Here is a 20,913-nt window from a genome sequence, read left to right as displayed (position 1 = left end):
CTGACCCCTGCTCGACCTACGGTTTCCCGTCCGGCGGCTGGCCGCTCGCGCCACCGGTGGTGCCGGCCGGCCGTCCCGACGGCGACGTGTCGTGGAGTCCGGTCAGCGCAGCAGCCGCACCGCCGCCGGTACCGCGGTGACCGTCACCGGCAGGGGAAGCGCCCGCTCCCCGTCGGCGTACGTGGTGATGCCCTCGGCCGCCAGTTCGACGGTCCGCGCGCGGTAGGTGCGCACCAGTGGGTGGCGCACGTGGGTGCCCTGGTAGATGCGTGGCTTCACCCGCATCAGGGTGCGCCGGTCGAAACGGCCGCCGACCACCACGTCCAGCAGGCCGTCGGTCGGGTCCGCGTCCGGGCAGATCCGCATCCCGCCGCCGTAGCTGGCGCAGTTGCCGATCGCCACCAGCACCGCCTCGGTCTCCTGCGCCGCCCCGTCGAGGCGCAGCGTGTAACGGCGCGGACGCAGCCGGGCCAGCTCCACCAGGATCGCCAGGTCGTACCGGCGGGGACCCCGCGGCCAGCGCATCCGGTTGGCCCGCTCGTTGACGATCGCGTCGAAGCCGGCGGCCAGAACGGCGCCGTACCAGCGGTGGACCCCGTCGGCACCGGTCATCCGGGCCAGGTCGACCGGATGGCTCCGGCCGTCCCGAAGGGCGGCGACGACCACCTCCACGGCGGCGAGCGGATCGCCCGGGAACCCGGTGTCGACGGCGAAGTCGTTGCCGGTGCCGGCGGGCACCGCACCGAACGGCACCGTCGTCCCGGCCACCGCCTGCAGCGCGCGGTGCACGGTGCCGTCGCCACCGACGGCCAGCAGCGCCGACACGCCCTCGACGACCGCCGCCCGGCACGCCGTTTCGGCCTCCTCCGCGGTACGCGCCTCGAGCAGCCGGACCGGCCGTCCGGCGGTGGCCAACCGGTCCAGCAGTCGGGGCAGCATCCCTCGGTACCGCCCCCGGCCGGCGGTCGGGTTGGTCAGCACAGCGACGGGGCCGCCGGGCGACGGGGCGGCGGGCGGGTGATCGTCTGCGGTCACGGCGAGCACGGTAGCGCGACCGGCCCGTCGCCGGCTGACCCACCGATCAGACGGTGGGCACGGTGTCGGCGGTCTTCACGACCTCCGCTCGGGGTGGTTGCAGGGGTCCCCTGTTACGCAAAAAGCGGTAACAGGGGACCCCTGCTACCGCTTCAGCGTGGTGCGGACGGGTCAGGTCATGTCGTCGTACCGGCGGTCGATCGGTGCCGGAGCGGGGATCTGGTCCGGGGCGGCGATCGGCGCGCTCGCCTCCACGCGCTCACCGGCGGCGACCGGCTCCCGGTCGAACTCCAGCGGGGAGACCTCGTCGTCGTCGATGCCGGCGTAGACCTCCTTGCCCCGTCCCTTGCGCTTGTCGTTGAGGAACGCCACCCCGACCGCGGCGAAGTAGAGCAGGCAGAGGCAGAGCGCCAGCGCGGTCATGCCGAACGGGTCCGGTGTCGGGGTGACCACCGCGGCGAAGGCGAAGAACAGGAAGACCGCGATCCGCCACCAGCCCAGCAGCCGACGCGCGCTGGCCAGTCCGACGAAGTTGAGCATCAACACGATCAACGGGAACTCGAACGCCACCCCGAACAGCAGGATCAGGTTGGTGACGAAGGAGACGTACCGGGTGATGTCCAACGTCGTCTCGATCTCGCTGCCCGCGACGTTGAGCAGGAACTCCAGGCCCTTCGCGGTCACGAAGTACGCCAGCAGCGCGCCGGCCGCGAACAGCGGAGCGGCCAGCCCGGTGAAGACGTACGCGTACCGCCGCTCGTTCCGGTGCAGGCCGGGGGCGATGAACGCCCAGAGCTGGTAGAGCCAGACCGGGGCGGCGATGATCAGGCCGACCCAGAGACCGATCTTCAGGTTGAGCAGGAAGAGGTCCGCCGGACCGAGCTGGACGAAGTCGCAGCTCGCGCCGCTCCCCTGGAATTTCGGCAGGTCGCAGTACGGCTTGCGGAGGATGTTCAGCACCGGCCCGGCCAGCCAGAGACCGAAGCCGAAGCCGACCAGGATCGCCAGCGACGCCCGGAAGAGCCGGTTACGCAGTTCGCGGAAGTGCTCGACCAGCGTCATCGAGCCGTCGGCGGCCCGTTCGAAGTTGCTCGGACCGCGCTTGCGGAGGGCGAAGCGCACGATTGTCCGGCCTTTCGGTCAGTTCTCGCGGACGCGCTGCACCGGGTCGACGACCGGCTGCTGCGGCGGAGCCTGGTGGTACGGCTGGCCGGTGTGGGGCGCCTGCTGCGGGTGCGGGGCGTAGGGCGCCTGCTGGGCGGCCTGCGGCGGCAGCGGCTGGTAGCCGGCCTGGGCGTCCGCCTTCTCGGCGAGATCGCGGTCGTTGTCGTCGTGCAGGCTCTTGGTCTCCGCCTTGATGATGCGCAACGAACGACCCAGCGAACGGGCCGCGTCGGGGAGCCGCTTCGCGCCGAAGAGCAGGATCAGCACGACCACGAGTACGGCGATGTGCCACGGCTTGAGGGCACCCATGGGAAGCTCCAGTCGCTCTGTGTGTCGGGGTGGTGTGTCGCAGCCCATCGTACGTGCGCCGCGAGCTTCCGCCACCCGCCGGGCCACTGGCTGTGCGGTCCGGTCGGTGAAGTCTCGACCAACCCCCGGTGTCCCGTCAACCGTCCCGGGGAACCCTCCCGGCAGCTCACGACCGGACGACGAGTGGACGTCGAGTGTCGGTCAGCCGCCGCGCCGGGCCTTGATCAGCTCAAGTCGCTGCTGGGTGGTGGCGATCTGCCGCTGCAACCCCTCGGCCCGGTCCTGGAGCACCTCGGCGGTCGACTGGAGCGCCTCGGCCTGCGCCTGCCGCTGCTGCAGGGTCAGCGCCGCCCGACGCAGCCGGGGCAGACGGGCCAGCACCGGCCGGACGGCGAGCGCCAGCACGACCAGCGGGACGAGCACCACCGCGAGCACGATCCACTTCACCACGGCGGTCAGCCTACTGCCTGCCCGGGTGGCCCGCCGGGCTGGCCGCGCCCGGCACCCCCGCCACGACCGCCGGCCCGTCGACGGCGGCACCCGGTACTCCGACGGCCGGGTGCGGCACGTCGATGGCCGGGTCAGCGGCCCCGGCTCCGTCGTCCACCGGTCCGGTGGCGTACGCGTCGAGGGCGGCGAGGGCCTGGGCACGCACCTGCTCGGCCAGTTCCGCCGGGGCCACCACGGCCGCCTCCGGACCCAACCCGAGCACGAAACGACGGGCCCAGCCCAGGTCGGTGACGCGCAACGAGACCAGCCAGTGGTCCCCCTCGCCCGCCTCCACCCGCTCACACGGGTAGTACTCGGTGATCCACCGTTCCCGACGGCCGATCCGCAGGGTGATCAGCGGCAGGTCCGCCGTCGGACGGAAGACCCCTCCGGTGAGGTCGTACGGGCGGGCCTGGGGCGGCACCGCCACCGGCTCGTCCAGCTCGGTGACGGCGTCGATGCGGTCGGCCCGGAACAGCCGGACCGCCTCGGCCCGCCGGCACCACGCCTCCACGTACGCCCGACCGCCGACCATCAGCATCCGCAGCGGGTCGACGACCCGCTCGGTGGTCTCGTCCCGGGCCGCCGTGTAGTAGGTGATCCGCAGCGCCCGGCCACCCTCCACCGCCGCGCGCAGCGCCTCGACCCGCTCGCTGTCGCCGGGCAGCCGGACGGCGACCGGCGCGCCGACGGTGTCCCCGGCCGCATTCTCGATCTTGGCGAGGGCCCGCTCGACCGCCTCCCGGTTGGCCACCCCCGGCGTCTCGGCGAGCATCCGCAACGCCACCACCAGCGCCAGCGCCTCGTCCGGCGTCAGCCGCAACGGCCGGTCGATGCCGGCGTCGTAGGTGATGGTCACCCGGTCGCCGTCGAACGCCATGTCGATCAGGTCGCCGGGGCCGTAGCCGGGCAGCCCGCACACCCAGAGCAGCTCCAGGTCCTCCCTGAGCTGCCGCTCGGTCACCCCGAGGTCCCCCGCCGCCTCGGCGATCTCGATGCCCGGCCGGGCCAGAAGATACGGCACCAGGTTCAGCAGCCGGGCCAGCCGGTCGGCCGAGGCCCGCGAACCGGTCGGGCGGGTGGCGGCACGACTCACCGGGCACCTCCGCTCATCGCGACCTCGTCGTGCCGGGCCGCGACCTCCTTCAGTCGTTGGATGACCGCCTCCCGCACCTCCGGCGGGGCCAGCACCCGCACGTCCGGGCCGTACCCGACGAGCTGGCCGGCCAGCGACTCCGGGTCGGCGTACGGCAGGACCAGTCGGTCCCCGTCCGGCCCGGTGCTGCCGCCGACCGCCCAGCGGCGCAGCCCGGCGGCCCGGCCCGGAGTGACCAGGACGGTGGCCCGGCCGGTCCGCTCCACCGGCCCGGACCAGCGGGCGACGTGGCTGATCAGGTCGACCTCCGGCGGGGTGTAGGCACCGGGACGGCCGGTGACCCGGACCGCGCCGACCACCCGGGAGAGCCGGAAGCAGCGGGTGGCCCGCCGCTCCAGGTCATGGCCGACGACATACCACCGGCCCCGCCAGCAGACCACCCCCCACGGCTGGAGGCGGCGGGTGGCGGGCGCGTCACCGTCGGGGGTGCGGTAGTCGAAGCTGACCTCGCGCCGGTCCCGCGCGGCGGCGGTCAGCGGAGCGAACGCCGGATCCACCGTGACCATCGGCTCCAAGCCGAGGGTGGCCTGCGGGTCCACGTCCACGCCGGCGGCGCGCAGTTTCGCCAGCCCCGAGGAGGCGGCGGCGGCCAGACCGGCGTGCTGCCACAGTCGCGCCGCGATGCCCACCGCAGCGGCCTCGTCCGGTTCGAGCGGGATGTCGGGCAGCGCGTACTCACGGTGGGCGATCCGGTAACCCGGCTCGGTGTCGAAGACACTGGCGGTGCCGGTCTCCAGCGGCACGCCCAGCTCCCGCAACTCGGCCTTGTCCCGCTCGAACTTGCGCTGGAAGGCCTCGTGGTCACGGACGTCGTCCGGATCGTGTTCGTAGCCGGGCACCGTCGCGGCGATCTGCGCGGCGGTAAGGAACCGTCGCGTGGACAGCAGGCAGATCACCAGGTTGACCAGGCGCTCGGTACGGGTCCGCGACACGTGCAAGACGCTAGCAGCCCGCCGACCCCCGCAGACCGCGCACCCACACGCGCGGCGCGGCGCCGCCGGTCGCCCCGACCGGGTGCCGGCGGCGGTTCGGTGGTAACAGGGGACCCCTCCTCATCAAAAAGCGGTAACAGGGGACCCTTCCTACCGTCGCCGGCCGGCGACCGACGGCCGCCGATCATAGGGTGAGCCCATGGCGGAAGCCGCAGCCAGGACCGAGAGTGTCGGCACGGTTGTCGTGGCCGGGGCCGCGAACCTCGCCATCGCCGTGGCCAAGCTCGTCGCCGGGCTGCTCTCCGGCTCGGCGGCGATGCTCTCCGAAGCCGTCCACTCGCTCGCCGACACCACCACCGAGGTGCTGCTCTACACCGCGCTGCGGCGGGGCGCACGCCCCGCCGATCCCCGGCACCCCTTCGGGTACGGCAAGGAGAGCTACGTCTGGGCGCTGCTCGCCGCGTTGTTCACCTTCGTGGCCGGCGCCGGTTTCGCCGTCACCCACGGGGTCACCACGATCCTCGTCCACGAGCACCGCGGCAACTACCTCGCGTCGTACGTCGTGCTCGCCGTCTCGTTCGCCATCGAGTCGGTCTCGCTGGCCCGCGCGGCACGTCAGGTCCGCCGGGAGTCGCGCCGCTGGCGCACCAGCCCGCGCCACTTCCTGCGGATGACCGCGGACACCACCGTCAAGGCGGTCTTCCTGGAGGACAGCGCCGCGCTGGTCGGGCTGCTGCTGGCCGCCCTCGGCGTGGGCCTGTCCCAGCTGACCGGTGACGAGATCTACGACGGGATCGCCTCGATCCTGATCGGGCTGCTGCTCCTGGTCGTCGCCACCGTCCTGGCGTACAGCAACGTCTCCCTGCTGGTCGGTCGGGCGGTGCCGGGGCGGATCCGGCGCGAGATCGAGGACGAGCTCGCCGGCCTGCCCACGGTGCAGCGGGTCGACACCCTGCTCACCATGCAGCTCGGTCCGGACGACGTCCTGGTCGCCGCCAAGGTCGACTTCTCCGACGACGCGACCGGCGCGGACATCGAGGCCGCGGCGGACGAGGCCGAGCGGCGACTCACCGGCCGCTACCCCGAGATCCGGTACGTCTTCCTCGACCCGACCCGCTCGCGCCCCGCGACCGGCAGCCCCGCCCCGGACCACGACGACCCACCGCTCGCGACCTGACCAGCGGCGCGCTCGGACGACGGGTACCCGGACGCGGAGCCGGCCGGCCGGGCGATAGCGTGCCCGTCATGGTGCGATGGCGGACGGCGACGGTCACGGCACTGCGGCGCCGGTGGCACGGCGCGACGGAACTCGACGTGGTTCTGCCCGACGGGGCCACCATGCGGGCGCTGGCCTACCCGGAGCTGGTCGGCGATCCCGAGCCCGGCGACCGGGTGCTGCTCAACGTCGGCGCGCTGCTGATGGGGCTCGGCACCGGCGGGTACGCGCTCGTCGTCGCCCTCCCGGACCGGCTGCCCGAGGATCCGCCGCAGGCCGCCACCCGCGACGCCGGGCACCTGGTCAAGGCCCGCTACACCCCGCTGCAACCGATCCTGCTCGGCGTCGACGAGGAGGCCTCCCCGCACCACCCGCTGCTCGCCGACGCCGACGACCTGGCCGGCATGCCGGTGGTCACCGCCGACCTGCACTCCGCGCTCCCGGCGATCCTCGCCGGCGTGCACGCCGACCTTCCCGGCTGCCGGGTCGCCTACCTGCTCACCGACGGCGGGGCGCTGCCCGCCTGGTTCTCCCGCACCCTCGCCGGGCTGCGCGGGCACCTGGCCGGCACGGTCAGCGTCGGGCAGGCCTTCGGCGGCGACCTGGAGGCGAGCACCCTACACACCGGGCTGCTGGCCGCCCGGCACGTCCTGCACGCCGACGTCGCCGTCGTCGCCCAGGGGCCGGGGAACCTCGGCACCGGCACCCGGTGGGGCTACTCCGGGGTGGCCGTCGGCGAGGCGGTCAACGCGGTCGCCGTCCTCGGCGGCCGACCGGTCGGCTCGCTGCGGATCTCCGACGCCGACCCGCGCCCCCGGCACCGGGGGGTGTCCCACCACAGCCTCACCGCGTACGGACGGGTCGCGCTCGCCCCGGCAGAGCTGGTCGTCCCGGACGGCCTCGCCCCCGCCCTGGACGCCGAGGTGGACGCGGCACTGATGCCGCTGGCCGCCCGGCACCGGATCGTCCGGGTCGACACCGACGGGCTGGACGCCGCGCTACGGGCCAGCGTCGTGCCGCTGTCGACGATGGGACGCGGGCTGGACGCCGACCACGCGTACTTCCTGGCCGCCGCCGCGGCCGGCCGGTACGCCGCCCGCCTGGCCGCGTGACCGGCTGACCGTCTGACCGCGTCACCGGCTGGGCGCGTTTGACCGGCTGAGGGGCGGCTCAGGCCAGGAACACCAGGGCCAGCCAGCCGCCCACCATCGCCACCAGGGCGAGGGCGAGCACCCAGGTCGGCACGGTGTACTCGCCGCGCCGGTTCCGCTCGATCTCGTCGCGGATCTTCTGCCGGCGCCGCTCCACCCAGTTGAGGCGTTCGCGATCCGGCGGTGAGGAGTTGACCATAACCCGGCAAGCGTACCGGGGTGTCCCGGCGGCCCTGCGGGACCCGCCGGGACACCCACCCGGTCACATGCTGGCGATCAGACGCTCCACACGCTCGTCGTACGCTCGGAACGGGTCCTTGCACAGCACGGTGCGCTGCGCCTGGTCGTTGAGCTTGAGGTGCACCCAGTCGACGGTGAAGTCCCGCCGCTTCTCCTGGGCGTGCCGGATGAACTCGCCCCGCAGCCGGGCCCGGGTCGTCTGCGGCGGCGTCTCCTTCGCCTCGAAGATCTCCGGATCGGTGGTCACCCGGTCGACCTGGCCCCGCCGCTCCAGCAGGGCGTAGAGGCCCCGGCCGCGCCGCAGGTCGTGGTACGCCAGATCCATCTGCGCGACCCGGGGATGCGACAACGGCAGGTCGTGCTTGCGCTGGTACCGCTCGATCAGCCGGAGCTTGGTCACCCAGTCGATCTCCCGGGCGACCGGCTCCAGGTCACCGGTCTCCACCGCCCGCAGCACCCGGCCCCACAGCTCCACCACCCGCTTGGCGGTCTGGTCGCCGCCGCGCCGCTCGACGAACTCGGTCGCCCGGGCGAGGTACTCCTGCTGGATCTCCAGGGCGCTGACCTCCTTGCCCGAGGAGAGCCGCACCTTGCGCCGACCGGTGATGTCGTGCGAGACCTCCCGGATCGCCCGGATCGGGTTCTCCAGGGTGAGGTCACGCATCACCACACCGGCCTCGATCATCCGCAGCACGATGTCCGCCGACCCGACCTTCAGCAGGGTGGTGACCTCGTTCATGTTCGAGTCGCCGACGATCACGTGCAGCCGCCGGTACCGCTCGGCGTCGGCGTGCGGCTCGTCCCGGGTGTTGATGATCGGCCGGCTCCGGGTGGTCGCCGACGAGACCCCCTCCCAGATGTGCTCCGCCCGCTGGGACAGGCAGTAGACCGCCCCGCGCGGGGTCTGGAGCACCTTCCCCGCCCCGCAGATCAGCTGCCGGGTCACCAGGAACGGGATCAGCACGTCGGCCAGCCGACCGAACTCGCCGTGCCGGGAGACCAGGTAGTTCTCGTGGCAGCCGTACGAGTTGCCGGCCGAGTCGGTGTTGTTCTTGAACAGGTAGATCTCGCCCGCGATGCCCTCGTCGTGCAGCCGCTTCTCCGCGTCGACCAGCAGACCCTCCAGGATCCGCTCGCCGGCCCGGTCGTGGGCGACCAGGTCGACCACCGAGTCGCACTCCGGCGTGGCGTACTCCGGGTGCGAACCGACGTCGAGGTAGAGGCGGGCACCGTTTCGCAGGAAGACGTTGCTCGACCGGCCCCACGACACCACCCGACGGAAGAGGTAACGCGCGACCTCGTCAGGAGAGAGTCGCCGCTGGCCCCGGTAGGTACAGGTGACGCCGTACTCGGTCTCGATACCGAAGATTCGCCGCTCCATGATGAGACATTAGCCCCCCACGGCCCGAATTGGGCAGCGCTCGACGGCGGCGTTGTCGCACCCGGTCGTCGGACCGCCACCATCCGCGCCGATCACACCGGTCCGGTCACACCGGTCCGGTCGGCCCGGCACCGGGGCCGCACCGTCCCCGCCCGCCCGACCACGGTCGCGCGTAGAGTTGGCCGACCGTGAGGATCCTCGTCACCGGCGGCGCCGGCTTCATCGGTTCGGCCTACGTGCGGCGCCTGCTCCGCGGCGGCGAGCCGGAGATCACCCCGACCGCCCTGACCGTCCTGGACAGCTTCACCTACGCCGGTACGCGCGGCGCGCTCGCTTCCGTCCGTACCGACCCCCGCCTGCGGGTGATCCACGGCGACGTCCGGGACGTCGACCTCGTCGGCACCACCGTGGCCGGGCACGACCTGGTCGTGCACTTCGCCGCCGAGTCCCATGTGGACCGTTCCATCGTCGGGGCGGCGACCTTCGTCAGCACCAACGTGCTCGGCACCCAGACCCTGCTCGACGAGGCCCTGCGACACGGGGTCGAGCGGTTCGTGCAGGTCTCCACCGACGAGGTCTACGGCTCCGTCGACACCGGCTCGTGGACCGAGGACGCGCCGCTGGACCCCTCGTCGCCGTACTCCGCCTCCAAGGCCGCGGCGGACCTGCTGGCGCTGGCCTACCACCGCACCCACGGCCTGGACGTGGTGATCACCCGCGGCGCGAACACCTACGGCCCCTACCAGTACCCGGAGAAGCTGATCCCGCTCTTCGTCACCAACCTCGTCGACGGGCAGCCGGTGCCGCTCTACGGCGACGGCCGGAACGTCCGCGACTGGGTGCACGTCGACGACCACTGCCACGGCATCGCCCTGGCCCAGCGGCACGGCCGGGCCGGACGGGTCTACCACCTCGGCGGCGGTACCGAGCTGACCAACCGGGAGATCACCGAGCGGATCCTCGCCGCCTGCGGGGCCGACTGGAGTCGGGTGCGCCAGGTCGCGGACCGCAAGGGCCACGACCGGCGCTACTCGCTCGACACCACCCGCAGCCGCCAGGAGCTGGGGTACGCCCCCCGGGTCGACCTGACGACCGGGCTGGCCGCCACCGTCGACTGGTACCGGTCGAACCGGGCCTGGTGGCGGCCCCTGAAGCTTGCCCGGTGAACTGGTCTCGGCGGTGTGGCGGCTGAACCGCCGTCCCCGGGCGGGCCGTCGCCGGCCCGCCCAACTCGTCGACGACCGTCAGCCGCCGGGCCGGATCACGCCTCCGCCGGCCCGGTCGACCCCTCCGGAGGGGTCTCGGAGGGCTGCCCCTCCAGGTCCGCCGAGCCGGCCGAGGTGGTCGGCTTCCCCGCCGGGGCCGACGGCGGCTTCGGCGTCTCCGCCCGGGCCGACCCCGCCGGTTCCTCGCCACCGTCGAGCAGCGCGGTCAGCGCGGCCCCGGTGATCCGGCGGAAGGTCCGCCCGACCCGGCTGCGGTCCAGCACCGCCACCTCGAGCTGGTTCGCGGCGATGGTCCGTGCCGCGCCCCCCTCGCCACCGACGGTGCCGAGCGCCTTCACCGCGGCCTTGACCGCCTCGCCGAGCGACATGTCCGGGCGGTGCTCCGACTTGAGCACGCCGGAGATCGCCTCGGCCTGGCCACCCATCGCCATCCGGCCCGGCTCGTCGTTCACCGATCCGTCGTAGGTCAGCCGGTAGAGCTCGTCCTGCTCCGCCGTCGCACCCACCTCGGCCACGCAGATCTCCACCTCGAACGGCTTCGACTGCTCGGTGAAGATCGCGCCAAGGGTCTGCGCGAACGCGTTGGCCAGTGCCCGGCCGGTCACGTCCCGCCGGTCGTAGCTGAGGCCGTTGAGGTCGGCCATCCGCACCCCGGCGCGGCGCAGGTTCTCGAACTCGTTGTACCGACCGACCGCGGCGAAGCCGATCCGGTCGTAGATCTCACTGACCTTGTGCAGGGCGCTGGAGATGTTCTCCGCGACGAAGAGCACCCCGCCCGCGTAGCTCAGGACCACCGCGCTACGGCCCCGGGCGATGCCCTTGCGGGCCAGCTCGGAGCGGTCGCGCATGATCTGCTCGGGCGAGGCATAGAACTGCATGGCCACGACGGCGGTTCTCCTTCAGGCGCTGTGCTGACGGCTTCTGGTTGCTGCTGACGGCAAGCGGGGTCAGCCGCCCGGGTTCTCCATCCGGCCCGCCACGACGCTCTCGGCGAGTGCGGCGGTCTCCTCGGCGGTGAGCCGGTGCGTCCCCTCCGCCGTCGCGGTCATCACCACCGGATAGATCCGGCGGGTCAGGTCCGGACCGCCGGTGGCGGTGTCGTCGTCGGCCGCGTCGTAGAGCGCCTCCACCGCGAGCCGGGACGCGTCGGCGATGGAGAGACCGGCGCGGAACCGCTTCTTCAGGGCGGACCGGGCGAAGATCGAGCCCGAGCCGATGGCGTCGTAGCCGGTCTCCTCGTAGGGGCCGCCGGTGACGTCGAAGCTGAAGATCCGACCGGCCCGGGCCGGGTCCGGCGCGGCCAGGTCGAAGCCGGCGAAGAGCGGGATCACCGCGAGGCCCTGCATCGCCGCGCCCAGGTTGCCCCGGATCATCGCGGCGAGCCGGTTGGCCTTGCCGTCGAGCGAGAGCATCGCGCCCTCGATCTTCTCGTAGTGCTCCAGTTCCACCTGGAACAGTCGCATCAGCTCGATGCCGATGCCCGCGGTACCGGCGATGCCCACCAGCGAGTACGGGTCCGCCGGGTGCACCTTTTCGATGTCCCGCTGGGCGATCAGGTTGCCCATGGTGGCCCGCCGGTCGCCGGCCATCACCACGCCACCGTCGGCCACGATGGCCACGATGGTCGTCGCATGCGGCGCGAGGTCGGCGGCCATGCCCGGCGGCAGCGGCCGTCGGCCCGGCAGCAGCTCCGGTGCCACCCGACTCAGGAACTGGGTGAAGGAGGACGTCCCCGCGTTGGTGAACACATCTGGTAGACGCCCGGATGGATCAAAACCCGCTGCCACGTGGTTCCTCTCAGGTACGTGATCGCCCCGGCCAGCCGTGACTGGTCGTCACGGAACTGACCAAGACCACCGTTGCAGTTGAAGCAGAGTATCCCGCGTACCGACCCGTTGCGGTGATCGTGGTCCACATGTTGCGGCTCGGGGCTGCCGCAGATCGCGCAGACCCCACCCTGCTCGGCCAGAAGCTCGTCGAACTCCTTCTGCCCGATGCCGTACCGCCGCCGCAGGTGGTACTCGCGCGTTCCGCCGTAGAGCCGCTGCGCCGGCCGCTGGCCTTGGTAGAGGTGGTGGGAAAATCGTCCAGCGGCCTTGATCTGCTCGCAGTCCGGACACCACCTCAGCCCATCGCCCACCGGCGCGGGCGACCTTCGTTGCGGCGCGATGCCACGCTTGCGACGGCTCGCCACCGACCGGGCCGCCGCACATGCTTTGCAGTAGAAGGCGAGGCCGTCGACCCGGCGGCGATCCCGGTGGAAGTCCGTGAGAGGAAGTACCCGCTCGCACTGCGGGCACGGCTTGTCCGTCGCGCCCGGCGAATCGGACATATACCCTATTCTCCGCCCTTCTGGACGTAACCCCTCACGAACTCCTCGGCGTTCTCCTCCAGGACGGAGTCGATCTCGTCGAGCAGGTCGTCGACGTCCTCGGTGATCTCGGCGTGCCGCTCGGCGACCTCCGGGTTCGCCTCCGTGGTGACGTCCTCGATCTCCTCGCCCTGGCGCCCCTTGCCCGACTGGGACTGGCCGCCGCTGTCACGAGTAGCCATGTGGTGCCTCCTCCACGATCGCTTGCCAGAAACTTACCTCGCGGGAGCGACGAAAACCGGCCACGCGACCGGCTTTCGCCACCGACCGCCGACTCAGCCGCCGGTCAACGTCTCCAGCAGGTCCTTCGCGCTCTCACAGCGGTCGAAGAGTGCGCCGACGTGCCGCCGCGTGCCCCGCTCGGGCTCCATCATCGGCACCCGCACCAGGGACTCCCGGCCGACGTCGAAGATGACCGAGTCCCAGCTCGCCGCGACCACCTCGGAGGGGAACTGGGCCAGGCAGCGACCCCGGAAGTAGGCCCGGGTGTCCTCCGGCGGCTCGGTCATCGCCGCGCGGGTCTCCTCCTCGGTCAGCAGCGTCTTCATCGACCCACGGGACACCAGCCGGTGGTAGAGGCCCTTCTCCGGCCGTACGTCGGAGTACTGGAGGTCGACGAGCTGGAGCTTGTGCGACCCCCAGCCGAGCTTCTCCCGCTCCCGGTAGCCCTCCAGCAGCCGCAGCTTCGCCACCCAGTCCAGCTCGTCGGCGCAGAGCATGACGTCCCGGCCCAGCCGGTCCAGCACGCTCTCCCAGCGCTCCAGCACGTCGAGAGTCTGCGCGTCGGCGTCGGTGCCGTACCGGTCGTCCACGAAGGACCGTACCCGCTCGTAGTACGCCCACTGCAGATCCAGGGCGGTCAGCCGCCGGCCGTCACGCAGCCGCATCCGGTGGGTCAGCGACGGGTCGTGGCTGACCGCGCGCAGCTCGCTCACCGGGTCGGCGATGCCCAGGTCCGGGCCGAGCGCCTTCTCCTCGATCATCGTCAGGATCAGGGCGGTGGTGCCGACCTTCAGGTACGTGGAGGTCTCCGAGAGGTTGGCGTCGCCGATGATGACGTGCAGCCGGCGGTACTTGTCGGCGTCGGCGTGCGGCTCGTCCCGCGTGTTGATGATGGGCCGCTTGAGGGTGGTCTCCAGCCCCACCTCGACCTCGAAGAAGTCGGCCCGCTGGGAGATCTGGAACCCGCTCTGCCCGCCGTCCTGGCCGATGCCGACCCGGCCCGCGCCGCAGACGATCTGCCGGGTGACGAAGAACGGCGTCAGGTACGCCACGATGTCGGCGAAGGGCGTCTGCCGGCGCATGAGGTAGTTCTCGTGCGCGCCGTAGCTGGCGCCCTTGTTGTCGGTGTTGTTCTTGTAGAGGTGGATCGGGTGGGTGCCGGGGATGGTGGCCGCCCGACGGGCCGCCTCGGCCATCACCCGCTCCCCCGCCTTGTCCCAGCGGACAACGTCACGTGGGGTGGTCACCTCGGGGGTGGAGTACTCCGGGTGGGCATGGTCGACGTAGAGGCGGGCGCCGTTGGTCAGGATGACGTTGGCCAGGCCCAGGTCCTCGTCGGCGAGCGCCTCCGCCGGGTCGTAGGCGGCGCCGGAGTAGGTGAAGCCACGGGCGTCGCGCAGTGGCGACTCTTCTTCGTAGTCCCAACGCGCCCGGCCACCCCGGTTCAGTTCGGGGCGCGCGCCGTAGGCGTTGACCACCTGCGACGAGGTGACCATCGGGTTGGCTCCGGCCTGGCCGGGAACGGAGATCCCGTACTCGACCTCGGTGCCCATGATCCGTCGTACGCTCATCGACCTACCCGCTTCGCTCGCCAACGTGCTCCGGTGTCACGTTGAGCGTAGTCGGCGTCACCCGGGAAGTGGGCGTGGCGCATCACCCGGTTGCGGCGTGGTCGATCGTTCCGGAGCGTCGGCCGGGAACAGCGGGAGCCCGCGGCGTGTCGCGCCGCGGGCTCCCCTGGTCGACGGTCAGAGGTACTGACCGGTGTTGCTGGCGGTCTCGATGGAACGGCCGGACTCGGTGCCCTTGCCGCCGGAGACGAGCGTCCGGATGTAGACGATCCGTTCGCCCTTCTTGCCGGAGATGCGGGCCCAGTCGTCCGGGTTGGTGGTGTTGGGCAGGTCCTCGTTCTCCCGGAACTCGTCGACGCAGGCGTCGAGGAGGTGCTGGAGCCGCAGCCCCTTGCGCCCGGAGGTGAGGAACTCCTTGATGGCCATCTTCTTGCCCCGGTCGACGATGTTCTGGATCATCGCGCCGGAGTTGAAGTCCTTGAAGTAGAGGACTTCCTTGTCGCCGTTGGCGTAGGTGACCTCGAGGAAGCGGTTCTCCTCGGTCTCCGAGTACATCCGCAGCACGACCGCGTCGATCATGGCCGCGACGGTGGCCTGGGGGTCGCTGCCGTGCTCGGCCAGGTCGTCCGGGTGCAGGGGCAGCCCGGAGAGGATGTACTTGGAGAAGATGTCCTTGGCCGCCTCGGCGTCCGGACGCTCGATCTTGATCTTCACGTCGAGCCGGCCGGGTCGCAGGATGGCCGGGTCGATCATGTCCTCCCGGTTGGAGGCGCCGATCACGATGACGTTCTCCAGCCCCTCCACACCGTCGATCTCGCTGAGCAGCTGGGGGACGATGGTGTTCTCCACGTCCGAGGAGACGCCGGAGCCCCGGGTCCGGAAGATCGAGTCCATCTCGTCGAAGAACACGATGACGGGGGTGCCCTCGCCGGCCTTCTCGCGCGCCCGCTGGAAGATCAGCCGGATGTGCCGCTCGGTCTCGCCGACGTACTTGTTGAGCAGCTCGGGGCCCTTGATGTTGAGGAAGAAGCTGGTGTGCTTCTCCTTGCCCTCCCGCTCGGCGATCTTCTTCGCCAGCGAGTTGGCCACCGCCTTGGCGATCAGCGTCTTGCCGCAGCCGGGCGGACCGTAGAGCAGGATGCCCTTGGGCGGGCGGAGCTGGTGCTCACGGAACAGGTCGGCGTGCAGGAAGGGCAGCTCGACCGCGTCGCGGATCTGCTCGATCTGCGAGTGCAGGCCGCCGATGTCGGTGTAGCCGACGTCGGGCACCTCCTCGAGGACCAGTTCCTCGACCTCACTCTTCGGAATGCGCTCGTACGCGTACGCCGAACGCGGCTCGATCATGAGCGAGTCGCCGGCCCGGATCGGCGAGCCGATCAGGGTGTCGGCGAGGTGCACGATCCGCTCCTCGTCGGAGTGCGAGACCACCAGCGCCCGGTCGCCCGGTTCGCCCTCGGGGCCCGCCAGCACCTCCTTGAGCATCACGACCTCACCGACCCGCTCGTAGCCGAACGCGTCGACGATGTTCAACGCGTCGTTGAGCAGGACCTCCTGGCCGCGGCGGAGTTCGCTCGCGTCCAGTGAGGGTGAGACGGCCACCCGGAGCTTGCGACCGCCGGTGAAGATATCCACCGTGCCGTCGTCGTGCCGGGCGAGGAAGACACCGTAACCGCTGGGCGGCTGCGCCAGCCGGTCGATCTCCTCCTTGAGCGTCACGATCTGCGCGCGAGCCTCCTTGAGGGTGCTCACGAGCCGTTCGTTGTTCTCGGTCAGCCGCGCCAACTGTGCCTGGGTGGCCGCCAGGCGCTCTTCGAGCTGCCGGACGTGTCGGGGGCTCTCGGTCAACTTGCGCCGCACCAGAGCGAGTTCCTCTTGGAGAAACGCGACCTGCGTGGAGAGATCGTGGGCCTCCTTCTCCCACCGTGCGGCGCGCGAGTCCGCGTCGTCGCTGCGTGCCACGTCCCACCTCCCCGGGGGGCTTGAACGTTCTGCCCTAACACTAGCCGCTATGAGCCCGATTCGGTCCCACGCAACGCCCTGAACCTTGATCGCCGGGACGCGGACGAGGTCGGTCCGGGCGTTCGGGTACCGTCGGGGGCGGGACGCAAGAGCATGGGGGTGCAGCGATGCCGGAGGTCGCGACCGACCAGTTGCAGGTCTGGGTGGACCAGGACCTGTGCACGGGTGACGGGCTCTGCGTGCAGTACGCACCGGAGGTCTTCGAGTTCGACGTCGACGGCCTGGCGTACGTCAAGGGCACCGACGGCGAGTTGCGGATGGCTCCGGGTGACCGGGTGGACGTCCCCGCCCACCTGCGTCTCGAGGTGATCGACTCGGCGAAGGAGTGCCCGGGCGAGTGCATCCACGTCGTCCGGGACGACGGCGTCGAGGTCGCCGGCCCCGACGCCGACTGACCGCGCCCGCCGGCCGGCGCGGGTCGCCGGCCGGGACCAACCGCCGACCGCTTCCGGGAGGCGGACCGGCCGCGTGGCGCGGGGTCGAGCCGGTCTCCAGCGAGCCGCGAGGCGGCCACCAGCGCCCCACGAGCCGGTCACGCGCGACGGCGGACCGCCGGTCGGGCGCGGTCAGAGGACCGGACGACCGACCACCGAGGCGACGAGCCGGGCGAACTCCTCCAGGCGGGCGATCTGCCCCGCCCCGCCGTCGTCGAGCGTCTTGCCGAAGCGCAACGCGTCGTGCCGGGGTGCCCCCGCCACCTCGTCGCCGGGTGGCGCCTCGTCCATCGACGTCAGCAGCAGGTAGACGTCGATGCTGTCGACCCGGATCTCGCCGCTGTCGGAGCGGGTCAGCCGCCGGCGGCAGCCGACCTCGGTGACCGTGGAGACCGGCACCACCCGTAGGGACGACGTCATCGACCCGGGCGGCCCCTCCCCCGGTGGCACGTCCTCGCCGTGCCACAGGATCAGCCGACTGCCGTCGCAGACGACGACCTCCTGCCACACCCCGTTGACCTCGTTGACGAAGCGTTCCAGGGTGAAGCCCAGCACGGACGCGCCCCGCAGCACCCCGCCGAGCGCCTCCAGCGCCACGTCGGGGTCGCGCAGGTAGGCACGCGCCGCCGATTCGAGGTCCTGGTACGGCGACCAGTCCGGGAAGACCGCGGGCAGGTCACCGCCGCCGATGCCGGGCCGGCTCATCCCACCGCCTCCCTCCGCTCGGCGTTTCCGTTCTCCGTGACCGTCACGGGGCGTCCGTCTCCTCCGGGGCGACGCCGTCCGGCTCGGCCGGTCGGGTCGCCGCCAGTCGGGCCGCCTCGGCGTCGCGCAGCAACTGCCGACGCTGTACGTACGCCTCGGTGCCCTTGCTGGGCTTGCGCCGACGGGGCGGCGCGGTGACGCCGGGGGCGAGTTTACGGGCGGAGACCAGGAACGCGGTGTGCGCGATCATCCGATGGTCGGGTCGGACCGCGAGCCCCTCGGCGTGCCAGTCGCGCACCAGCGACTCCCAGGCGCGCGGCTCGGTCCAGCCGCCCCGCTCGCGCAGCGCCTCCACCAGCTCGGAGAGCTGCGGGGTGGTGGCCACGTACCCGATCAGGACCCCGCCGGGCACGAGAGCCCGCTCGACCATGTCGAGCATCTCCCACGGGGCGAGCATGTCCAGGATGATCCGGTCGAAACCCGTCTCCGGGCAGTCTGCGACGTCGCCGACGTGCAGCCGCCAGGCCGGGTGCGGACCGTTGAAGAACGCCTCGACGTTGCGGCGGGCGATCTGGGCGAAGTCGTCGCGCATCTCGTAGGAGTGCAGCTCTCCCCCGGTGCCCACGGCACGCAGCAGCGAGCAGCTCAGCGCACCGGAGCCGGCACCGGCCTCGAGGACCTTCGCGCCGGGGAAGATGTCACCCATCGCGACGATCTGCGCCGAGTCCTTCGGGTAGATGACCTGTGCGCCGCGCGGCATGGAGAGCACGTAGTCCGACAGCAGCGGGCGCAGGGCGAGGAAGGCGGTGCCGCCACCGGAGGTGGTCACCACGCTGCCGTCGGGCAGTCCGATCAGCGCGTCGTGTTCGAGGATGCCCCGGTGGGTGTGGAAGGCCTTGCCGGGTTCCAGGGTGACCGTGTGCATCCGCCCCTTCGGGTCGGTGAGCTGGACCCGGTCACCGGGGCGGAACGGCCCGCGGTGCACGGGGGGCAGCGCCGGCGGTGCGGCGGGCACCGGGGTGCCGTTCTCGGCCGGCAGGGCGGTGGGGTGTGCGGTCACGTGTTCATCTTCCGTTTGGGTTCCAGGAGCTGCGCCAGATCCGCGATGTGCAGAACGCCGACGACATCTTCGCCTGACGTCACGACGTACTGTGCGCCCGGGTGGGTCTGCACGGCCTCCACCACGCGTTCCCCGTCCAGCCCGACCGGCAGGGCGGGCACCCCGGCCAGCGACCGCGCCACCTCGTCCACCGCCAGCCAGGGCCGCCGCTCAGGTGGCACCGCCGCGACGCGGGCCGGGTCCACCAGGGCGACCGGGCGGCCGGCGGAGTCGGTGACGGCGAGCGCGGCACCCGGGGGTCCGTTCTCGGCCCGACGGCGCTGCGCCTCGGCCAGCGGGGTGCCGCTGGGCACCCCGAGCAGCGGGCGGGCCAACCGGGACAGGTCGACCAGCGGGAACCGTCGGCTCATCCGGGCGATCCGGATCGACTGGCCGGCGCCCCGCCAGAGGGTCGCCGCGACCAGCAGGACCAGCGGCAGCGCCAGCGGCGCCAGTACGTCCCACACGGTCAGCAGGGTGACCAGGAGCGCCGTGCCCAGGGCGACGACCCGCCCGACCCAGCCGGCGATCTCGGTGGCGAGGTGCCGGTCGCGGGTGGCCGACCAGATCACCGCCCGCAGCGCCCGTCCGCCGTCCAGGGGCAGGCCGGGCAGGATGTTGAAGATCGCGACGACGACGTTGCTCACCGCGAGCTGGAAGGCGAGCTGGTGCGCCAGGGTGCGGTCCGGCAGGGCGAGGGTGGCCGCCACGGCGGCGACGCCGAGCACCGCCGAGACCGCCGGCCCGGCGAGGGAGATCACCAGGTCGACCCGGGGGGACGGGGCGTCCCGCTCCATCTCGGTGTACCCGCCGAGCAGTTCCAGGGTGATCCCCCGCACGCCGATGCCGTACCGGCGGGCGGTCAGGGCGTGCCCGAGTTCGTGCAGCAGCACCGAGCCGAGCAGGGACACCACGAACCCGAGGCCGATGAGGTAGCCGGCGAACGGGGAGAGGCCGAGCTGTCGGCGGGCGAACACCGCGTACAGGACGGTGACCAGCAGGGCCAGCAGGACCATCGAGGTGTTGAGGTGCAGCGGCACCCCGAACACCCGGCCCACGGCCAGGCCGGGACGCCGGTCGGACCGGGGGCGCGGGCGGGGCTTCTCCTCCATCGGGTCGATGCTACGGACCCGGGGCGGGCCTCTTCTCGGGTCGGTCCGGCGCGGCGGCGACGGCACCGGAGCGGTGGGGGTGCCGGTGTCACACCGGTGCCCTAACCTTCCTGAGCATGACGGCGGAACCGGTGACCACGCAGCAGCAGACGGCTCCGACGCAGGTGCCGGCGACGGTCCGGGCGTCGCTGTCGCCGTCCCGGGCCGCCGACTTCAAGACCTGTCCGCTGCTCTACCGGTTCCGCAGCATCGACCGGCTGCCGGAGCGTCCTTCGGTGGAGCAGGTCCGGGGCACGCTGGTGCACGCGGTGCTGGAGCGGCTGTTCGACCTGCCGGCCGCCGGCCGGACCCCGACCGCCGCCGGCGACCTGGTCGCCCCCCAGTGGGACCGGCTGGTCACCGAGCAGCCGGAGCTGGCCGACCTCTTCCCCGGCGACGATCCGGCCGCCGTGGCCGACTTCCTCCGCTCCGCCACCGCCCTGCTCGACGGCTACTTCGCCGTCGAGGACCCGCAGCGGCTGGAGCCGGCCGAGCGGGAGAGTCTGATCTCGGCGGTGGTCGACGACGAGCTGCTCATCCGGGGCTACCTCGACCGCCTCGACGTGGCGCCCGACGGCGCGCTGCGGGTGGTCGACTACAAGACCGGCGGTGCGCCGCGCGAGGCGTTCGAGGCGCGGGCGCTGTTCCAGCTCAAGTTCTACGCCCTGGTGCTCTGGCGCACCCGGGGGGTGGTGCCTCGGGTGCTGCGCCTGCTCTACCTGCGCGACGCCGAGGTGTGCGACTACACCCCCGACGCCGAGGAGCTGGAGCGGTTCGAGCGCACGGTGGTGGCGCTGTGGCGGGCGATCGAGCAGGCCACCGAGCGGCGGGACTTCCGGCCGAGGCCCAGCCGGCTCTGCGACTGGTGCAGTCACCAGGCGCACTGCCCGACCTTCGGCGGGACCCCGCCGCCGTTCCCGGAGGCGGCGGCGAGCGCCGACCCGCTGCGGGACGCCCGCTCCCGGCCGGCCCCACCGCCGGGCGCGGACGAGTGAGGGGACGAGTCGTCCTCCTCCACGAGGATGAGGCAGGGTTCACCGTC

At 72.3% G+C, this 20,913-nt stretch carries 22 protein-coding genes; 5 read left to right on the top strand and 17 right to left on the bottom strand.

Features of this window, described 5'->3' with window-relative positions; genetic code table 11:
• Positions 1-102: 102 nt before the first annotated feature.
• From ACIBJE_RS08610 to ACIBJE_RS08585, 6 genes are all read right to left on the bottom strand, one after another.
• Positions 103-1,044 carry a diacylglycerol kinase gene (locus tag ACIBJE_RS08610; RefSeq protein WP_396745031.1) on the bottom strand — a complete coding sequence of 314 codons (942 nt, stop codon included), beginning with the start codon at positions 1,042-1,044 and terminating at the stop codon, positions 103-105.
• Positions 1,045-1,206: 162 nt separating this feature from the next.
• The gene (tatC, locus tag ACIBJE_RS08605; protein ID WP_396745028.1) at positions 1,207-2,157 is read right to left on the bottom strand and encodes a twin-arginine translocase subunit TatC; all 951 of its coding nucleotides are present in this window, start codon (positions 2,155-2,157) and stop codon (positions 1,207-1,209) included.
• A gap of 18 nt (positions 2,158-2,175) precedes the next feature.
• A complete protein-coding gene (tatA, locus tag ACIBJE_RS08600; RefSeq protein ID WP_396745025.1) occupies positions 2,176-2,508 on the bottom strand; it encodes a Sec-independent protein translocase subunit TatA in 333 nt (110 codons plus the stop codon).
• A gap of 201 nt (positions 2,509-2,709) precedes the next feature.
• Positions 2,710-2,958, bottom strand: a complete 249-nt coding sequence (locus ACIBJE_RS08595; RefSeq protein ID WP_396745022.1) for a hypothetical protein — start codon at positions 2,956-2,958, stop codon at positions 2,710-2,712.
• A gap of 10 nt (positions 2,959-2,968) precedes the next feature.
• A complete protein-coding gene (locus ACIBJE_RS08590; protein ID WP_396745019.1) occupies positions 2,969-4,093 on the bottom strand; it encodes a helix-turn-helix transcriptional regulator in 1,125 nt (374 codons plus the stop codon).
• Positions 4,090-5,085, bottom strand: coding sequence for a helix-turn-helix transcriptional regulator (locus ACIBJE_RS08585; RefSeq protein WP_396745016.1), 996 nt, complete (start codon positions 5,083-5,085; stop codon positions 4,090-4,092). Before ACIBJE_RS08585 ends, ACIBJE_RS08590 begins: the two co-directional genes overlap by 4 nt.
• A 199-nt stretch (positions 5,086-5,284) precedes the next feature.
• On the opposite strand from ACIBJE_RS08585, the gene ACIBJE_RS08580 reads away from it, so the two are divergent.
• Positions 5,285-6,262, top strand: coding sequence for a cation diffusion facilitator family transporter (locus ACIBJE_RS08580; protein ID WP_396745013.1), 978 nt, complete (start codon positions 5,285-5,287; stop codon positions 6,260-6,262).
• Positions 6,263-6,330: 68 nt separating this feature from the next.
• A complete protein-coding gene (locus ACIBJE_RS08575) occupies positions 6,331-7,413 on the top strand; it encodes a DUF3866 family protein (protein WP_396745010.1) in 1,083 nt (360 codons plus the stop codon).
• 58 nt (positions 7,414-7,471) lie between these two features.
• On the opposite strand, the gene ACIBJE_RS08570 is transcribed toward ACIBJE_RS08575, so the two are convergent.
• Together ACIBJE_RS08570 and pafA are read right to left on the bottom strand one after the other, a co-directional pair.
• Positions 7,472-7,651 (bottom strand): hypothetical protein, encoded by a 180-nt coding sequence (locus tag ACIBJE_RS08570; protein WP_396745007.1) that lies wholly within the window; start codon positions 7,649-7,651, stop codon positions 7,472-7,474.
• A 63-nt stretch (positions 7,652-7,714) separates the two neighbouring features.
• Positions 7,715-9,073, bottom strand: a complete 1,359-nt coding sequence (gene pafA, locus ACIBJE_RS08565) for a Pup--protein ligase (RefSeq protein WP_088984669.1) — start codon at positions 9,071-9,073, stop codon at positions 7,715-7,717.
• Between the two features lie 188 nt (positions 9,074-9,261).
• On the opposite strand from pafA, the gene rfbB reads away from it, so the two are divergent.
• A complete protein-coding gene (gene rfbB / locus ACIBJE_RS08560; RefSeq protein ID WP_396745004.1) occupies positions 9,262-10,239 on the top strand; it encodes a dTDP-glucose 4,6-dehydratase in 978 nt (325 codons plus the stop codon).
• 95 nt (positions 10,240-10,334) lie between these two features.
• Here the strand turns inward: rfbB and prcA are convergent, their stop codons facing one another.
• The 6 genes from prcA to arc form a co-directional block, all read right to left on the bottom strand.
• Positions 10,335-11,183 carry a proteasome subunit alpha gene (gene prcA, locus ACIBJE_RS08555; RefSeq protein ID WP_396745001.1) on the bottom strand — a complete coding sequence of 283 codons (849 nt, stop codon included), beginning with the start codon at positions 11,181-11,183 and terminating at the stop codon, positions 10,335-10,337.
• Between the two features lie 63 nt (positions 11,184-11,246).
• Positions 11,247-12,086, bottom strand: a complete 840-nt coding sequence (gene prcB / locus ACIBJE_RS08550; protein WP_396744998.1) for a proteasome subunit beta — start codon at positions 12,084-12,086, stop codon at positions 11,247-11,249.
• Entirely contained in the window at positions 12,005-12,631 is a 627-nt protein-coding gene (locus tag ACIBJE_RS08545; protein WP_396744995.1) for an endonuclease VII domain-containing protein, read from the bottom strand. Before ACIBJE_RS08545 ends, prcB begins: the two co-directional genes overlap by 82 nt.
• Before the next feature lie 5 nt (positions 12,632-12,636).
• Positions 12,637-12,852, bottom strand: a complete 216-nt coding sequence (locus ACIBJE_RS08540; protein WP_145818640.1) for a ubiquitin-like protein Pup — start codon at positions 12,850-12,852, stop codon at positions 12,637-12,639.
• Positions 12,853-12,945: 93 nt separating this feature from the next.
• Positions 12,946-14,463, bottom strand: coding sequence for a depupylase/deamidase Dop (gene dop, locus ACIBJE_RS08535; protein WP_396744992.1), 1,518 nt, complete (start codon positions 14,461-14,463; stop codon positions 12,946-12,948).
• Positions 14,464-14,640: 177 nt separating this feature from the next.
• The gene (arc, locus tag ACIBJE_RS08530) at positions 14,641-16,422 is read right to left on the bottom strand and encodes a proteasome ATPase (protein ID WP_396744989.1); all 1,782 of its coding nucleotides are present in this window, start codon (positions 16,420-16,422) and stop codon (positions 14,641-14,643) included.
• A 167-nt stretch (positions 16,423-16,589) separates the two neighbouring features.
• On the opposite strand from arc, the gene ACIBJE_RS08525 reads away from it, so the two are divergent.
• Positions 16,590-16,877, top strand: a complete 288-nt coding sequence (locus ACIBJE_RS08525) for a ferredoxin (protein WP_396744986.1) — start codon at positions 16,590-16,592, stop codon at positions 16,875-16,877.
• A 171-nt stretch (positions 16,878-17,048) separates the two neighbouring features.
• Here the strand turns inward: ACIBJE_RS08525 and ACIBJE_RS08520 are convergent, their stop codons facing one another.
• Genes ACIBJE_RS08520 through ACIBJE_RS08510 form a run of 3 tightly spaced genes read right to left on the bottom strand, consistent with a single transcriptional unit; the run spans position 17,049 to position 19,832 of the window.
• Entirely contained in the window at positions 17,049-17,621 is a 573-nt protein-coding gene (locus tag ACIBJE_RS08520; protein WP_396744983.1) for a hypothetical protein, read from the bottom strand.
• Positions 17,622-17,664: 43 nt separating this feature from the next.
• Positions 17,665-18,681 carry a tRNA (adenine-N1)-methyltransferase gene (locus tag ACIBJE_RS08515; RefSeq protein WP_396744980.1) on the bottom strand — a complete coding sequence of 339 codons (1,017 nt, stop codon included), beginning with the start codon at positions 18,679-18,681 and terminating at the stop codon, positions 17,665-17,667.
• Positions 18,678-19,832 carry a M50 family metallopeptidase gene (locus ACIBJE_RS08510; protein WP_396744977.1) on the bottom strand — a complete coding sequence of 385 codons (1,155 nt, stop codon included), beginning with the start codon at positions 19,830-19,832 and terminating at the stop codon, positions 18,678-18,680. Before ACIBJE_RS08510 ends, ACIBJE_RS08515 begins: the two co-directional genes overlap by 4 nt.
• Positions 19,833-19,948: 116 nt before the next feature.
• On the opposite strand from ACIBJE_RS08510, the gene ACIBJE_RS08505 reads away from it, so the two are divergent.
• A complete protein-coding gene (locus ACIBJE_RS08505) occupies positions 19,949-20,866 on the top strand; it encodes a RecB family exonuclease (protein WP_396744975.1) in 918 nt (305 codons plus the stop codon).
• The last annotated feature ends 47 nt before the right edge of the window (positions 20,867-20,913 follow it).

It is taken from the genome of Micromonospora sp. NPDC050187, assembly GCF_044459745.1.
Taxonomy (GTDB): Bacteria; Actinomycetota; Actinomycetes; order Mycobacteriales; family Micromonosporaceae; genus Micromonospora.
Note: the sequence above shows the minus strand (reverse complement) of the source record. Positions and strands in the feature narration are given on the sequence as shown.

What these genes read in the sequence shown, in the direction of transcription:
- ACIBJE_RS08575 (WP_396745010.1), top strand. Translation starts at nt 6,331, where the DNA reads ATGGTGCGATGGCGGACGGCGACGGTCACGGCACTGCGGCGCCGGTGG.
- ACIBJE_RS08505 (WP_396744975.1), top strand. Translation starts at nt 19,949, where the DNA reads ATGACGGCGGAACCGGTGACCACGCAGCAGCAGACGGCTCCGACGCAG.
- ACIBJE_RS08545 (WP_396744995.1), bottom strand. Translation starts at nt 12,631, where the DNA reads ATGTCCGATTCGCCGGGCGCGACGGACAAGCCGTGCCCGCAGTGCGAG.
- tatA (WP_396745025.1), bottom strand. Translation starts at nt 2,508, where the DNA reads ATGGGTGCCCTCAAGCCGTGGCACATCGCCGTACTCGTGGTCGTGCTG.
- dop (WP_396744992.1), bottom strand. Translation starts at nt 14,463, where the DNA reads ATGAGCGTACGACGGATCATGGGCACCGAGGTCGAGTACGGGATCTCC.
- ACIBJE_RS08520 (WP_396744983.1), bottom strand. Translation starts at nt 17,621, where the DNA reads ATGAGCCGGCCCGGCATCGGCGGCGGTGACCTGCCCGCGGTCTTCCCG.
- ACIBJE_RS08580 (WP_396745013.1), top strand. Translation starts at nt 5,285, where the DNA reads ATGGCGGAAGCCGCAGCCAGGACCGAGAGTGTCGGCACGGTTGTCGTG.
- pafA (WP_088984669.1), bottom strand. Translation starts at nt 9,073, where the DNA reads ATGGAGCGGCGAATCTTCGGTATCGAGACCGAGTACGGCGTCACCTGT.
- ACIBJE_RS08525 (WP_396744986.1), top strand. Translation starts at nt 16,590, where the DNA reads ATGCCGGAGGTCGCGACCGACCAGTTGCAGGTCTGGGTGGACCAGGAC.
- ACIBJE_RS08540 (WP_145818640.1), bottom strand. Translation starts at nt 12,852, where the DNA reads ATGGCTACTCGTGACAGCGGCGGCCAGTCCCAGTCGGGCAAGGGGCGC.
- ACIBJE_RS08570 (WP_396745007.1), bottom strand. Translation starts at nt 7,651, where the DNA reads ATGGTCAACTCCTCACCGCCGGATCGCGAACGCCTCAACTGGGTGGAG.
- ACIBJE_RS08510 (WP_396744977.1), bottom strand. Translation starts at nt 19,832, where the DNA reads ATGGAGGAGAAGCCCCGCCCGCGCCCCCGGTCCGACCGGCGTCCCGGC.